Origin of the sequence: Streptomyces sp. NRRL S-350, from assembly GCF_000719705.1 — a bacterium.
Lineage (GTDB): Bacteria > Actinomycetota > Actinomycetes > Streptomycetales > Streptomycetaceae > Kitasatospora.
Genome location: NZ_JOHO01000024.1, coordinates 1 through 13,942, shown reverse-complemented (window position 1 = coordinate 13,942; position 13,942 = coordinate 1). Strand labels below are relative to the sequence as shown.

The following is a 13,942-nucleotide window of genomic DNA, read 5'->3' as shown; positions in this document are numbered from 1 at the left end:
CGGGTGCATTAACTAAAGTCAAGGCACCTAAAGGAGTGCCGGGCCGAGGGCGGCGGGCGCCAAGCCCTCGACTGTGCATGCGCCTTGGCCCGGTGGTCCGCGATCGTCACGTCGGCTGGCCGGAAGTTTGACAATCACTATAGTCATCTAGTCTCCTGGTCTGAATCGAGCCGGATGGCAGCCGGCTGTCCTGCGGCGCCGGCAGCAGCGCCCCACCCGCGGTGCTCCGGCAGCCGTCCGGTCGTCGCCGACGCCGAGAGGTCAGCATGAAGGCCCTGTCCCGCCACGCAGAAGCCATCCGCCCCTCCCCCACGCTGTCGCTGAACGCGCGGCTCAACGAGCGCGTCCGCGCGGGCGACCGGGTCCTGAACCTGTGCGTCGGAGAGCCCGACTTCCCCATGCCCGAGGGCGGCCGCACCGCCGCCCTGAACGCCATCGCGGCAGGTGCCGACCGCTACACCGACGTCGCCGGACTGCCCGAACTGCGCGCCCGCATCCAGCGCAAGCTCCACGAGGAGAACGGCCTGGACGTCGAGCCCGACCGGATCGTGGTGTCCGCCGGCGCGAAGCACGCGCTGTACAACGCGTTCTTCGTGCTGTGCGAGGAGGGCGACGAGGTCATCGTGCCGGCGCCGTACTGGGTGACCTACCCGGAGCAGGTGCGGGCGGTCGGCGCGACTCCGGTGATCGTGCCCACCGACGCCGGCACGGAGTACAAGATCACCGCCGAGCTGCTCGAGGCGGCCGTCACCGCCCGGACCAAGGCCGTCGTCCTCAACAGCCCCGGCAACCCGACCGGCGCCACCTACACCGAGCGGGAGCTGGCCGAACTCGCCGAGGTCATCGAGCGGCACGACCTGTACGTGGTCGAGGACCTCATCTACGAGCACTTCTTCTACCAGGACGGCACCGTGCCCAGTATGACGGCGTTCCCGTCGCTCAGGGAGCGCACCGTGCTGGTCAACGGGCTGTCGAAGGCGTGCGCGATGACGGGCTGGCGAGTCGGCTACACGGTCGCGTCCCGCCGGATCAGCGCCCTCGTCCGGCGCATCCAGAGCCAGTCCACCTCGAACGTCACGGCCGCCGCGCAGCACGCGGCGCTCGGCGCGCTCGACGACGTGCCGTGGCGGCTGCTGGCCGGGTACCGGGAGCGGCGCGACGCCGCCCACGCCCGGCTGACCGCGATCGAGGGCATCGAGTGCCTGCTGCCGACCGGCGCCTTCTACCTCTTCCCGGACGTCTCCCGGCTGCTCGGCGGCCGGCACGGCGCGGTGCCGCTGGCCACGGCCGACGACTTCTGCGACCGGCTGCTGGAGACCACCGGCGTCGGCCTCGTCCCCGGGACGGCCTTCGGCACGCCCGGCCACGTCCGCATCACCTACGCGACGGACCCGGCGGTGGTCGCCGAGGGACTGGACCGGCTGGCGGCCTTCGCCCGCGAGATCAGCCCCGCGGCCGCCCGCACGGCGTCGTGAGCCGGCCAGGCGTCGTGCCCCGCCTGCAAGCCTGCCCGTCGGGCGCCGGGGCCGAACGGCGCGCCGTGTTCGTCAAAGTCCGCCGATGACCACGAAAGGCCGCCGATGACCGCGCTGTTGAATCCCCGGGTGAGCGTCTCACTGGACGGACCGCTGGCCCGTTCCCTCGCGGCCGCCGAGCCGCTCGACGAGTTCGAGGCCTGGTTCGCCGAACGGCGCGCCGCGCACGCGTTCCGCGTCGGGCAGGCCCCCCTGGAAGCCCTGGACGACTGGTCGTTCGACCCCGTGACGGGCAACCTCGGGCACCGCAGCGGACGCTTCTTCACCATCGAGGGCCTGCGGGTCACCGCGGCCGGCCGCACCCACGAGCAGCCGGTCATCCGCCAGCCCGAGGTGGGCATCCTGGGCATCCTGACCCGTACGGTCGACGGGATCCCGCGCTTCCTGATGCAGGCCAAGATGGAGCCGGGCAACCCCGGGCTGCTCCAGCTCTCCCCGACCATCCAGGCCACCTACAGCAACTACACCGGTGTGCACGGCGGCCAGCCGGTCCGCTTCCTGGACCACTTCCGGCGGCCCGACCGCGGCCGGGTCGTCACCGACGTGCTCCAGTCGGAGAACGGCTGCTGGTTCCTGCACAAGCGCAACCGGAACATGATCGTCCAGGTGGACGAGGAGGTCGAACCGCACCCCGACTTCCACTGGCTGACGCTCGGCCAGCTCGGCGCACTGCTGCGCCGCGACAACACGGTCAACATGGACGCCCGGAGCGTCCTCGCTTGCCTGCCCCTGGCCGGGCCGGCTCCCTCCTCCGCCGGCCGGGCGGACGGTACGGCCGGTGACGACGCCCGGTACTCCGACACCGAGCTGCGGTCGTGGTTCACCGCCGAACTCGCCCGGCGCCACACCCGGACCCAGCTCGTCCCGCTGGCGGAGCTGGCGGACTGGCGGCGCGAGGACGGCACCATCCGGCACCGCACCGGCCGGTACTTCGACATCGTCGGCATCACCGCCGAGGCGGCCAGCCGTGAGGTGGCGCGCTGGTCCCAGCCGCTCCTGCGGCCGCACGGCCAGGGCCTGGCCGCGTTCCTGACCCGGCGCATCGACGGCATCCCGCACCTCCTGGCCCGCGCGTCGGCGGAGGCCGGACTGTCGAACGGGATGGAGATCGGGCCGACGGTCCAGCACATCCCCGGCGACTGCGGGCAGCCCGACCGGGTGCCGTTCCTGGACCTGGTGCGGGACGCGGACCCGTCGGCGATCCGCTACGACGCCGTCCACTCGGACGAGGGCGGCCGGTTCCAGCACTCGGAGAGCCGGTACCTGGTCGTCGAGACCGACGACGACCAGGTACCGCTCGATCCGCCGCCGGGCTACCTGTGGCTGACGCCCGGCCAGTTGAACTCCCTCGTCCAGCACCAGTCCTACGTCAACGTCCAGGCGCGGACCCTGCTGGCCTGCCTGGGGCTGGGAGCCGTCACGCGGCCTTGAAGTGCGGGTTGTGGATGAGGCCGACCAGATCGCCGGCCGGGTTGCGCACGACCGCGACCTCGATGCCGCCGCCGACCTCGCGGCACGCCGAGCGGGACTCGCAGCCCGTGGCGAGCAACTGCTCCTCGGCCTCGGCCACGTCGTCCACGCCCCAGTAGACGATCGGCCCCTCCTCGGGGTCGCCGTCGGGGTCCAGCGCGAGCTCGTAGCCACCGACGTCATAGCCGACGTAGAACGGCTCGTCGAAATACGGCTCGTAACCGAGGACCGAGTTCCACCAGAGCTTGGCGGCGTCCAGATCGCGCGCCGGGTAGACCACCGTTCGAAGGCCCAGGAACTTCACACTCACAGGAAAGACCCCTTCGGTCGATTCAGTCGGCCAATATTCCGACGAAGCGCACGATAGCGCAGAACCATCGGGGCCTGGTAGCGCGTCTGACGCCCGGTCACCACCCTGCCCGGACCCTGCCGGTCCGGTGGGCCGGCCATTCCATAAAACGGCGCACCGACGATCTCCGCCGCCCGGATCTTCCCGGGCCGTGGACATGTGCGGAACATTTCCGGGGTGTGTCATCCGACGTGACCTGAGAGGATCCCGCTCCTACCACACGTGTCTTGACATGGGGGGTTGACATCATGCAGACTCGCTCCTTGGAAGCTACGGGGGGAGGCTGACATTCGCACGCTTAATGAATTGATGCAGGCTCGTAAGATCCTGGCCGTGATTGAGGCCGCGGACCAGCTGGGAGTGCTCGCCGATCTCGCGCGAGGGCCTTTAAGCCTTGCCGAGATCGCCGACCGGGCCGGGATCGAACCGGCCGTCGCTCAGAAATTCCTCGCGATTCTCGTATGGAACGGAATCCTCCACCAGAACGGTGATCGCTGGGCGCTCGACGAAGTCCTGAGCGCCGATGTGACGAGCGGGGCGCTGCCCCTGCTGCGCATCGAGGGCTGGGCCGCACGGGACCACCTGAACGCCACCGGGATCGTCGCCGCCCTGCGCGGGCACCGCAGGCCGCCGGAGATCGACGACGGCTTCGTGGGCGAGCTGGCCGAGGCCATGCTGCGCGGGGCGCGCGCCAGCGCCCCGCACCTGGCACGGCTGCCGCTCTGGCGCGACCGCACCCACCTGGCCGACCTGGCCGGCGGCAGCGGCGGCTACGCCATCCTGCTGTGCCGGATGTACCCGGGGCTCCGGGCGACGGTGTACGACCGCCCGGAGATGCTGGAACACACCGCCCGCGCGGTGGCGGACGCCGGCCTGGCCGACCGGATCGCGCTGGCGCCGTGGGATCTGCGCGGCGACTCCGTCCCCGCGGGGCACGACTGCGCACTGCTGTCGCACGTCCTGCACCTGCTCGACGCCCCGGCGCGGGTGGGGCTGCTCGGCCGGGTCCGGGCGGCGTTGGCGGAGGGCGACCCGGTGGTGGTGCACGACTTCATGCCTGGGGTCGCTGCGGGGGAGCCCTCGCCGGAGGAGGCCGCCTCCGCGATCGACTGGCTGGCCAACGGCTCGGGCTTCCTGCCCGGCCCGGACGAACTCGGCTCCGAGTTCACGGCCGCCGGGATCTCCGTGCGCACCGTCACGCCGATCGCCGCCACCCGCACCACCGTCGTGTCCGCCGCCTGCACCATCGGCCCGCCGGACCGCCAGCCGGTTCCGAGCGGCTCCGTGGAGCGAAAGGCGTGATCTTGAGCGAGCGTGCGAGAGAACTGCAGCGGGAGACCTGCTGGGACAGCCCGGCCCCCGCCGACTCCCCGGACGACCATTTGGAGAGGCTGCTGCGCAGCCTGGACGACCGTCGGCCGGAGCCGAGCCGCTGTGACGGTTTCACCCGGTGCGGCGACTGGCCCTGGTAAACGGCGACGGGGGTGTGGGGGAAACCCCACGCCCCCGTCGCGACCTTTGGCGCAGGGCGTTCGGCGCATTGGTTCCGGGCCGCCCGCCGAAAGGAATTATGGGGGCTTCCGGCCCGGCTGGCGGTGACATTTCCTGCCGTTCGGACCGGAAAGCCGATTACATGGCGTCGGGTGGTGCCGGTGGTGCCCGAGTGAATATCATCGCCGGATGATTCGGATTGCACTTCCGGACATTCCCAAAAGAATTGCTTTACCCAAGGCGATTCCATTGCCGAAACAATCGTCAGCAAGACGCGTTTTTGCCGTCGGTCCGGAACGCGCAGAACCCGACCGCAGTCGCCGGTGATCCGTCGGCCGGCGAAGTGAATGTGCCGGGATTTCCTTGTGGAGAAGTCGTCGTCACGTATTGCCGGGCGTCGTCGCCGGTTCCCCGACTGCTCGTCCGGGTGATCCGTCCGGCCCTGGTTTTCGAACAGTTCTGCCACTTCCCGTCGCGGATTCGCCCGAGTCCGAAGCCGGGCAGGGATCGGTCACCACCCGCGGACGCGGGACAGAGGGGGCGTAGATGGGGGCGGTCGAACCGGCCACGGTTGCGGTGCGAACGGAGGGCGGGAGCTACCCGGTGGTCATCGGAGCCGGGGTCCGCCACCGGCTGCCCGGCGTGATCGCCGGGTTAAGGGCGGGCCGGGTGGCCCTGGTCTCCGCCCGACCCGAGGAGTGGCTGCCCGACACCGGGGTGCCGACCACGGTGATCCGGCTCGAGGACGGTGAACGCGGCAAGACCCTGTCCGCCGTCGAGGCGCTCTGCGAGCGGTTCGCGGAGATCGGGCTGAGCCGGGCCGACGCCGTGGTCTCGTGCGGCGGCGGCAGCACGACCGACCTGGTCGGCCTGGCCGCCGCGCTCTACCACCGGGGCGTACCGGTGGTGCACCTGCCCACCACGCTGCTGGCCCAGGTGGACGCCAGCGTCGGCGGCAAGACCGGGGTCAACCTCCGCCAGGGCAAGAACCTGGTCGGCACCTACTGGCAGCCCGCCGCGGTGCTCTGCGACCAGGAGTTCCTGAGCACCCTGCCGCAGCGCGAGCTGGCCAGCGGGTACGGCGAACTGGCCCGCTGCCACTTCATCGGCGAACCCGGGCTGTACCGGCTGCCGCTGGCCGAGCAGGTCCGGCGCAGCGTGGCGCTCAAGGCCCGGGTGGTCGAGCTGGACGAACGGGACAGCGGCCTGCGGCACGTCCTCAACTACGGGCACACCCTCGGCCACGCCCTGGAGACCGCCACCGGGTTCGAGCTGCGGCACGGCGAGGCCGTCGCGATCGGGACGGTGTTCGCCGGACGGCTGGCCGGGGTGCTGGGGCGGATCACCGCCGACCGGGTCGCCGAGCACCGGGACGTGGTCGCGTCCTACCGGCTGCCCGTCGACGTCCCGGCCGGCCTCGGCGCGGACGAGCTGATCGGGCTGATGCGGCGGGACAAGAAGGCGACCCGGGGGCTGACCTTCGTGCTTGACGGCCCGTCCGGCGCGGAGCTGGTCCACGAGGTGCCGGAGGAGGCCGTCCGGACGGCGCTGTCGACGGGGTGACGGCGCGACGGCGTGACGGGGTGGTGCTGTCGACGGCGTGACGGTGCGGTGGCCGGTGGCCGGTCGCGGAGGGAGGCAGCCGCCGGTCAGGACCGCGGCCGGCGGGCCGGACAGAGCGCCAGGATCTCGGCCGGGGCGTGCACCAGCAGGTGGGGCTGTTCGGCGCGCAGCTCGTCCTCGTCCCCCTCGCCCCAGGCGGCGGCCACCGCCGGCACGCCGGCGGCCCGCGCGCTGGCCAGGTCGGTGACGGCGTCGCCGACCATCAAGGCCTCCTCCGGCCGGCAGCCCAGCCGGGCGAGCGCCAGGTCGACGATGTCCGGGGCGGGCTTGCCGCGCGGCACCTCGTCGGAGCCGACCACCGTGTCGAAGGAGGTGACCAGGCCGAGGCACTCCAGCAGCGAACGTGCCCGGGGGCCGCTCTTGCCGGTCGCCACCGCGGTCCGGATGCCGCGGGCACGCAGCTCGGCCAGCAGCTCGCGCACCCCCGGGTGGACGGTGACCTGCTCCGCCAGTCGGTGGCTCTCCCGGACGAACGGCTCCTCCATCGTCGCGGGCAGGCCCATGATCCGCAGGACGTCCGGGAAGTACCGGCCCGGGTGCCTCACGTACTCCTCGAACGGCGGCTGCCCGTCGCCCACCGCCTCGGCGTAGGCGAGCGCGAATGCCTGCCGCGTCACCTCGAAGCTGTCGACCAGGACACCGTCCAGGTCGAAGACGATCGCCCGCAGACCGGGCAGGGGCACCGGAGATCCGGCGCTGGGCGGTACGGGCACGGCGAGGCTCCTTCGTCGGCGGGTGCGGTGGCGGGCCGGAGGGTCCGGCCGACCTCGGACCGTACCCTGCCGGCCCCGTCCTCCGGCCTGCTGCGCCGGCTCGACGACCGGGCCGCGCGGGGCTGAGGCCCGGCGTTCCCGCAGGTGGGAGCGCCGAAGGACAACGGTGGTTCAGGCCAAGCCGGGGCATCGAGTGCACCGGTTCGAGCGCTTCTGCCGTCCGCGGAAGGCTGCCGTCGGACGCCGTTGTCCGCGACGGCGTGCCTGTCGAACTGGCGGCGGACCAGCAGCAGGTTTCGCTGGTGGATGCCCGAGGGGCTGACCGTCATGACGATGGTGTCGCCTGAGATCTCCACCTTGAATCCGTCGGGCAGGCTCCGTCGGGCTTCTTCGAGGAGTGCGAAGCGCTCCGGGTTCGTGAGGGGTGTCTCCTGGAGTGTGCCGAGCAACACCCTCAGCGTAGTCCGGCGCCCGGGCCGACAGCGCCCGTGCGCGGTGCTTGCCGCGGAGCCCGCTTTCCGATCCCCCTGGGCCTCGATCGATCCGGCGGCCGACCGTCCGCCGTCCCGCTGGCGTCCGCGTTGGCGTCAACCGGCACGAAAATGCCCCCGAAGCGGTCTGCTTCGGGGACATCGTGCCTTCTCAGGCGGTTGTGGCCAGGGCCGGGGTCGAACCGGCGACCTTCCGCTTTTCAGGCCAAGCCGGGGATGCGATATGCCCCGGTTCGGACGATTCTGCCGTCCATCGAGGGCCGCATTCAGCCCTCGTCGTCCATACCGGTCGGCGTCAGCGTTGGCGTCAACCGGTGGCAGGGGGCGAGCCGGCGCGGGTCAGTACGGCAGCAGGTCGCTCGTGACCAGGTCGAAGCCGAACGGCTCGGGGATGTGCAGCGTCTCGCCGAACTCGATGTCCTCGCGGCGGTGGTACTTCGTACCGTCGGGCCGGCTGAACAAGGTGACGGTCTTCTGCCTGGCGTCGATCAGCAAGTACAGCGGGATGCCCATCAACGGGTAGTCGCGAACCTTCCCCACCCAGTCGTTCTCCGGGTTCGAGGGGGAGACCAGCTCGACGGCGACAGCGGCGAGCTCGGACGGGACCTGGTTGTCGGACGTCTCCAACGCCTCGCTCGGAAGGTATGTCAGGTCCGGGTTGCGGCTCTTGCCGACAATGGGGGACACCAGGTCGGTGTTCTCGCTCGGCAGCAGTTCGACCGGGGCGTGCCTGTCGAACTGGCGGCGGACCAACAGGAGGTTTCGCTGGTGGATGCCCGAGGGGCTGACCATCATGACGATGGTGTCGCCCGAGATTTCCACCTTGAACCCGTCAGGCAGGCTCCGGCGGGCTTCTTCGAGGAGTGCGAAGTGCTCCGGGTTCATGCGCAGTGTCTCCTGGGGTGTGCCGGGCAACATCCTCAGAGTAGTCCGGCGCCGGGACCGACAGCGCTCGTACGCGGTGCTCGCCGTGGACCCCGTTCTTCGGACCGTCGCAGTACCTCGCTCGCTCCGGCAGCTGACCGTCCGCCGTGCCGTTGGCGTCAAACGGCATGAAAAAGCCCCCGCAGCGCGATGCGCTCGGAGGCTTTCTGCTGGTCAAGCTATGTGGCCAGGGCCGGGGTCGAACCGGCGACCTTCCGCTTTTCAGGCGGACGCTCGTACCAACTGAGCTACCTGGCCGTACTACACCGTCTCTGACGAGACGAGCGATCCCGACGGGACTTGAACCCGCGACCTCCACCTTGACAGGGTGGCGAGCTAACCAACTGCTCCACGGGACCTTGGAGTGGCGAACCACCCAGGTCTTGCGCACTGCACTGTACTACGTTACTGCGTGCCCCCAACGGGATTCGAACCCGTGCTACCGCCTTGAAAGGGCGGCGTCCTGGGCCACTAGACGATGAGGGCTTGCGGCCGTCCCGCTGTTTCCAACGTTCGGGGACGTCGAGAAGCATATGGGATGCCGGGCGGATCGCCAAAACGGGTTTCGGCCGGGTGGGGGCGGGGGCCCGGAAGGGGGTCAGGACCAGCCCAGCTCGTCCAGCTCGTGGTCGTCGAAACCGAAGTGGTGGGCGACCTCGTGGATCACCGTGGTGCGGACCTCCTCGACCACCTCCTCGCGGGACTCGCAGTGGCGGAGGGTGGGGCCGCGGTAGATCAGGATGCGGTCGGGCAGGACGCCCGCGTACCACTCGCCGCGCTCGGTGAGCGGGGTGCCCTCGTAGAGGCCGAGGAGTTCCGGGTCGCTCGGGTCGGGCTCGTCCTCGACGAAGATCGCGACGTTGTCCATCATGGCCGCGAGCTGCGGGGGAATCTGGTCGAGCGCGTCGCTGACCAGCGTTTCGAACTCTTCCCGGGTCATCTGCACCGGACCATTGTCGGGTCTGGAGTGACGGGGTGCCAGGTGGCGCGGGCCGGTGTTGGATGGGGCCATGACGACCTCGGAGGGCGCGTTGGACGACGCCGTGGACGGTCCGGCCCGGAGCCGGCCGCCGGTGGCGGCGACGGCCGCGGCACCGGTGCGGAACCGCCCGCCGGTGGTGCGCGGGCAGGGGCCGGCGGTGGCGGTGGTCGCCGTCGGCGGGGCGGTCGGGGCGGTGGCCCGGTACGCGGCCGGACTGGGCTGGGAGACCGCGCCGACGGCCTTCCCGTGGACGACGCTGCTGGTCAACGTGGTCGGCTGCGCGGTGATCGGGGTGTTCCTGGTGGTGATCACCGAGGGGCGGCCGGCCCACCCGCTGCTGCGGCCGTTCTTCGGCACCGGCGTGCTGGGTGGGTTCACCACCTTCTCGACGTACGCGGTGGACGTCCGTCGGCTGCTGGAGGCGGGCCGGCCGGGGCCCGGGCTGGCGTACCTGGGCGTGACGCTGCTGGGTGCGCTCGGCGCGGTGTGGCTGGCGGCCGGTCTGACCCGCCGTCTGATCCACCGGGCGGTCCGCCGCGGGGCTCGGCAGGGCGGGCGCGCGGCGGGCGGGGGCGCGCGGTGAGCCGGCTGGGCGGCCCCGCGCTGCGGCTGACGGTGCTGGTGGGGGAGGGCGACCGCTGGCACCACCGCCCGCTGTACAGCGAGATCGTGCACCGGGCGCGGGCGGCCGGGCTGGCCGGGGCGAGCGTGTTCCGGGGGATCGAGGGGTTCGGGGCGTCGTCGCTGGTGCACACGACGCGGCTGTTGTCGCTGAGCGAGGACCTGCCGGTGGCAGTGGTGATCGTGGACGGGGAGGAGCGGGTGCGGGCCTTCCTGCCGCAGTTGGACGGGCTGGTGGCGGAGGGGCTGGTGCTGCTGGACCGCTGCGAGGTCGTGACCTACGCGGGGCGCGGCCCGGCGGACGGGTCGGGCGACGGCCCGGGGCGGGAGGACACGGGTCGGGGTGAGCCCGGTCCTGGAGAGCCCGGCCGGGGAGGGGCGGCGGAGTGAACTGGCTGCTGGTGGTGGCGGGCGCGATGGTCGGCGCGCCGCTGCGGTACCTGACGGACCGGGCGGTGCAGGCCCGGCACGACTCGGTGTTCCCGTGGGGGACGTTCACGGTGAACGTGGCCGGCTGCCTGGTCCTCGGGCTGGTGACCGGCGCGGTGACGGCGGGCGCGGCCTCCTCGCAGGTCCAACTCCTGCTCGGCACGGGCCTGTGCGGGGCGCTGACGACGTACTCGACCTTCTCGTACGAGACGCTGCGCCTGGCCGAGACCGGGGCCGGGCGGTACGCGCTGGCCAACGCGGCCGGCAGCGTGGCGGCGGGGCTGGCGGCGGTGTACGCGGGAGCGGAGCTGGCCTCGGCGCTCTGGGGCTGAGGCGCGGGCGAACTGCCGTGCTGCCCGTGTCCCGCCGGGCCGGGCGCGCGTTGGGCACCGAAAGCGGCCGCGCGCGTGGGCGGCCCGGGTGGGGCGGTAGAGAGGGACCTCGGTGGCTTCGGTGCGGGCAGTGCGGGCAGTGCGGACGGTTCGGGCAGTACGGGCGGTTCGGGCGGTGCGGGTGCCGGACACGGTGGTCCTGCGGTCGCGCGCGGTGCGGGCGGCGGCGGTGCTGACGATGGCCGGGCTGGGGCTGACCGGCTGCATGTCGGTCGGTCCGGCGGCGGAGGAGAAGCACGGCGGGGTGGTGCCCGTCGGGCAGGCCGCTCCGGCGGGCAGGCCGGGTGCGACGGGCGGCCCCTCGGCCTCGCCGGGGGCGGGGCACCCGGGTGGCGCGTCGGGGCATCCGGAGCGGCCGGGCGCCCCGCAGGCCGAGAACGCCCCGGGCGGGGCCGCGGCCGGCGCTCCGGGCGAGACGGTGCCCGGCACGAACGGCGCCGTGGCCGGCGTGGTGCCGGTGCCGGGGGCCGGGGCGCCCGACGGTGCACCGGGCGGCGGTTCGGCGGCCGGCGTGAACACCAGCCCCGCGCCGCATCCGGGCAGCGGGGCGCCGTCCGGCTCCGGCGGTGCGACGGGCGGCACCGGCGAGGGCCGTTCGGGCGGCTCGGCGGGCACCCCCTCGGCCAGCCCGAGCAGCCGCCCGTCGAGCACTCCGGAGCCCGAGCACAGCTCGCCGCCGGCGACCGTCCCGCCGGGCCCGGAGCCGTCCTCCGGCAGCTCCGGCTCCCCGGCGCCGAGCCCGCACGCCGGCGCGCACTAGCCGCCGGGCGCCGGCGGCCGGGCCCCAGCCGGGCGCCGGCCGCGGCCCGGCCGGAGGGTTGCCGTCGGCGGCCGCAGCGGTTTGGCCAGGGCATTTGCCTGCGGTCCCAAGAGTCCTCTATGGTGGTAGATCGTTCGTTTGATTCATTTGTCTGGCGCCCTAATCCCATCTGGCGCCCTTGGCGCGTTCCGGCGATCCGTGGCTGACCGCATAGAGGCGGTTGTGAAACAGAACCCCGGACTTTGGCGCGTGCCACTTCCGGAAGGTTTTGCATGTCTCTCGTTGACGACGCCCGCTTCGCCATGCCCGCGAACGAGGCCGCCGCCGATGTCACCGACACCATCGACACCATCGACACCGCCGCGGACGAGGTGATCGCCGAGGCCGTGGAGGCCACCGAGGAGACGGCCGCCGAGCCGACCCTCACCTTCGGCGACCTGGGCCTGCCGGACGACATCGTCCGGGCCCTCGCCAAGCGCGGCGTCACCACCCCGTTCCCGATCCAGGCCGCGACCATCCCGGACGCCCTGGCCGGCAAGGACGTGCTGGGCCGTGGCCGTACCGGCTCCGGCAAGACCCTCAGCTTCGGCCTGCCGCTGCTGACCCGTCTCGCCGCCGGCGAGCGCACCCGCGCCAAGCAGCCGCGCGGCCTGATCATGGTCCCGACCCGCGAGCTGGCCATGCAGGTCGCCGACGCCCTGGAGCCCTTCGGCTCGGTGCTCGGCCTGCGCCTCAAGGTGGTCTGCGGCGGCACCTCGATGTCGAACCAGATCTACGCGCTGGAGCGCGGCGTCGACGTCCTGGTCGCCACCCCGGGCCGCCTGCGCGACCTGATCAACCGCGGCTCGGCCAAGCTCGACGACGTCCAGGTCGCCGTGCTCGACGAGGCCGACCAGATGGCCGACATGGGCTTCCTGCCCGAGGTCACCGAGATCCTCGACCAGGTGCCGGCCGGCGGCCAGCGCCTGCTGTTCTCCGCCACCCTGGAGAACGAGATCGACACCCTGGTGAAGCGCTACCTGAACAACCCGGTCACCCACGAGGTCGACCCGTCGGCCGGCGCCGTCACCACCATGACCCACCACATCCTCGTGGTGAAGCCCAAGGACAAGGCGCCGATCACCAACGCGATCGCCGCCCGCAAGGGCCGCACGATCATCTTCGTCCGCACCCAGATGGGCGCCGACCGCGTCGCCGAGCAGCTGATCGAGGCCGGTGTGAAGGCCGACGCGCTGCACGGCGGCATGACCCAGGGCGCCCGTACCCGCGTCCTCGGCGACTTCAAGGACGGCTACACCAACGTCGTCGTCGCCACCGACGTCGCCGCCCGCGGCATCCACGTCGACGGCATCGACCTGGTCCTGAACGTGGACCCGGCCGGCGACCACAAGGACTACCTGCACCGCTCCGGCCGCACCGCCCGGGCCGGCCGCTCCGGCACCGTCGTCACCCTGGTGCTGCCGCACCAGCGCCGCGGCGTCTTCCGCCTGATGGAGGACGCGGGCGTCGAGGCCGGCCGCCACATCCTGGACCACGCCTTCGACCCGGAGGTCGCCCGGATCACCGGCGCCCGCTCGCTCACCGAGGTGCAGGCGGAGAGCGCCGCCAACATCGCCGGTGCCGCCGAGCGCGAGATCGCCGACATGACCCGCCAGCTGGAGCGCGCGCAGCGCCGCGCCACCGAGCTGCGCGAGGAGGCCGACCGCCTGGCCGCCCGTGCGGCGCGCGAGCGGGCCGAGCTGGGCATCGAGGACGAGGAGCCCGCCGCCGAGGAGACCGGCGAGTCGGTCGCCGCGGAGGCCGCCCCGGCCGCCGAGGCCCCCGCCGCCGCGCCGCAGAGCGAGGACCGGGCCCCGTCGTACCGCGAGGCGCGCAGCGAGCGTCCGGCCTACAGCCGGGACCGTGACGACCGTGGTGCCCGTTCGGGTGGCTTCAACCGTGACCGTGACGACCGCGGTGGCCGCTCCTTCGGCGACCGTGACAACCGCGGTGGTGGCTTCAACCGTGACCGTGACGACCGTGGTGCCCGTTCGGGTGGCTTCAACCGTGACCGTGACGACCGCGGCGGCCGCTCCTTCGGCGACCGTGACAACCGCGGTGGTGGCTTCAACCGTGACCGTGACGACCGTGGTGCCCGTTCGGGTGGCTTCAACCGTGACCGT

14 protein-coding genes and 3 tRNA genes are annotated in these 13,942 nt (G+C 72.5%); 10 read left to right on the top strand and 7 right to left on the bottom strand.

The annotated features are described in order from the left end of the window. Positions 1-266 precede the first annotated feature (266 nt). Both IF30_RS0122025 and IF30_RS0122020 read left to right on the top strand, forming a co-directional pair. Positions 267-1,475 carry a pyridoxal phosphate-dependent aminotransferase gene (locus IF30_RS0122025; protein ID WP_030241074.1) on the top strand — a complete coding sequence of 403 codons (1,209 nt, stop codon included), beginning with the start codon at positions 267-269 and terminating at the stop codon, positions 1,473-1,475. A 129-nt stretch (positions 1,476-1,604) separates the two neighbouring features. Continuing rightward, the gene (locus IF30_RS0122020) at positions 1,605-2,966 is read left to right on the top strand and encodes an NDP-hexose 2,3-dehydratase family protein (RefSeq protein WP_234322794.1); all 1,362 of its coding nucleotides are present in this window, start codon (positions 1,605-1,607) and stop codon (positions 2,964-2,966) included. Here IF30_RS0122020 and IF30_RS0122015 read toward each other — a convergent pair. Next, on the bottom strand, positions 2,953-3,315 hold the full coding sequence (locus tag IF30_RS0122015; RefSeq protein ID WP_030241068.1) for a VOC family protein: 363 nt from the start codon (positions 3,313-3,315) through the stop codon (positions 2,953-2,955). The genes IF30_RS0122020 and IF30_RS0122015 overlap by 14 nt on opposite strands. A gap of 372 nt (positions 3,316-3,687) precedes the next feature. On the opposite strand from IF30_RS0122015, the gene IF30_RS43795 reads away from it, so the two are divergent. The 3 genes from IF30_RS43795 to IF30_RS0122000 all read left to right on the top strand — a co-directional run bounded on the left by IF30_RS43795 (position 3,688) and on the right by IF30_RS0122000 (position 6,408). Further along, on the top strand, positions 3,688-4,656 hold the full coding sequence (locus tag IF30_RS43795) for a methyltransferase (protein WP_158835352.1): 969 nt from the start codon (positions 3,688-3,690) through the stop codon (positions 4,654-4,656). Between the two features lie 2 nt (positions 4,657-4,658). Continuing rightward, positions 4,659-4,826, top strand: a complete 168-nt coding sequence (locus IF30_RS48030; protein WP_158835349.1) for a hypothetical protein — start codon at positions 4,659-4,661, stop codon at positions 4,824-4,826. A 565-nt stretch (positions 4,827-5,391) separates the two neighbouring features. Beyond that, positions 5,392-6,408, top strand: a complete 1,017-nt coding sequence (locus IF30_RS0122000; RefSeq protein WP_030241063.1) for a 3-dehydroquinate synthase family protein — start codon at positions 5,392-5,394, stop codon at positions 6,406-6,408. A gap of 86 nt (positions 6,409-6,494) precedes the next feature. On the opposite strand, the gene IF30_RS0121995 is transcribed toward IF30_RS0122000, so the two are convergent. The 6 genes from IF30_RS0121995 to IF30_RS0121965 all read right to left on the bottom strand — a co-directional run bounded on the left by IF30_RS0121995 (position 6,495) and on the right by IF30_RS0121965 (position 9,536). After that, positions 6,495-7,181 (bottom strand): HAD-IA family hydrolase, encoded by a 687-nt coding sequence (locus tag IF30_RS0121995; protein WP_051710789.1) that lies wholly within the window; start codon positions 7,179-7,181, stop codon positions 6,495-6,497. 830 nt (positions 7,182-8,011) lie between these two features. After that, positions 8,012-8,557: a Uma2 family endonuclease gene (locus IF30_RS0121985; RefSeq protein ID WP_037900801.1), complete on the bottom strand. Its 546-nt coding sequence runs from the start codon at positions 8,555-8,557 to the stop codon at positions 8,012-8,014. 223 nt (positions 8,558-8,780) lie between these two features. Beyond that, positions 8,781-8,854, bottom strand: a tRNA-Phe gene (locus tag IF30_RS0121980). 27 nt (positions 8,855-8,881) lie between these two features. Next, positions 8,882-8,955 (bottom strand) — tRNA-Asp (locus IF30_RS0121975). Between the two features lie 54 nt (positions 8,956-9,009). Then, positions 9,010-9,082 (bottom strand) — tRNA-Glu (locus IF30_RS0121970). 112 nt (positions 9,083-9,194) lie between these two features. After that, positions 9,195-9,536 (bottom strand): metallopeptidase family protein, encoded by a 342-nt coding sequence (locus IF30_RS0121965; RefSeq protein ID WP_030241056.1) that lies wholly within the window; start codon positions 9,534-9,536, stop codon positions 9,195-9,197. A 70-nt stretch (positions 9,537-9,606) separates the two neighbouring features. Between IF30_RS0121965 and crcB (IF30_RS41780) the strand changes: the two genes are divergently transcribed. The 5 genes from crcB (IF30_RS41780) to IF30_RS0121940 form a co-directional block, all read left to right on the top strand. Next, the gene (gene crcB, locus IF30_RS41780; RefSeq protein WP_078891581.1) at positions 9,607-10,161 is read left to right on the top strand and encodes a fluoride efflux transporter CrcB; all 555 of its coding nucleotides are present in this window, start codon (positions 9,607-9,609) and stop codon (positions 10,159-10,161) included. Continuing rightward, complete coding sequence (locus IF30_RS0121955; protein ID WP_078891580.1) at positions 10,158-10,589, top strand: DUF190 domain-containing protein; 432 nt, start codon at positions 10,158-10,160, stop codon at positions 10,587-10,589. Before crcB (IF30_RS41780) ends, IF30_RS0121955 begins: the two co-directional genes overlap by 4 nt. Next, positions 10,586-10,960: a fluoride efflux transporter CrcB gene (gene crcB / locus IF30_RS0121950; protein WP_030241051.1), complete on the top strand. Its 375-nt coding sequence runs from the start codon at positions 10,586-10,588 to the stop codon at positions 10,958-10,960. The genes IF30_RS0121955 and crcB (IF30_RS0121950) overlap by 4 nt, the downstream gene beginning before the upstream one ends. Positions 10,961-11,141: 181 nt before the next feature. Further along, positions 11,142-11,780, top strand: coding sequence for a hypothetical protein (locus tag IF30_RS0121945; RefSeq protein WP_158835346.1), 639 nt, complete (start codon positions 11,142-11,144; stop codon positions 11,778-11,780). A gap of 272 nt (positions 11,781-12,052) precedes the next feature. After that, positions 12,053-13,942 (top strand): DEAD/DEAH box helicase (locus IF30_RS0121940; RefSeq protein ID WP_030241046.1); only part of this gene is annotated, 1,890 nt, incomplete at its 3' end.

What these genes read in the sequence shown, in the direction of transcription:
- IF30_RS0122025 (WP_030241074.1), top strand. Translation starts at nt 267, where the DNA reads ATGAAGGCCCTGTCCCGCCACGCAGAAGCCATCCGCCCCTCCCCCACG.
- IF30_RS0122000 (WP_030241063.1), top strand. Translation starts at nt 5,392, where the DNA reads ATGGGGGCGGTCGAACCGGCCACGGTTGCGGTGCGAACGGAGGGCGGG.
- IF30_RS0121985 (WP_037900801.1), bottom strand. Translation starts at nt 8,557, where the DNA reads ATGAACCCGGAGCACTTCGCACTCCTCGAAGAAGCCCGCCGGAGCCTG.
- IF30_RS0121965 (WP_030241056.1), bottom strand. Translation starts at nt 9,536, where the DNA reads ATGACCCGGGAAGAGTTCGAAACGCTGGTCAGCGACGCGCTCGACCAG.
- crcB (WP_078891581.1), top strand. Translation starts at nt 9,607, where the DNA reads ATGACGACCTCGGAGGGCGCGTTGGACGACGCCGTGGACGGTCCGGCC.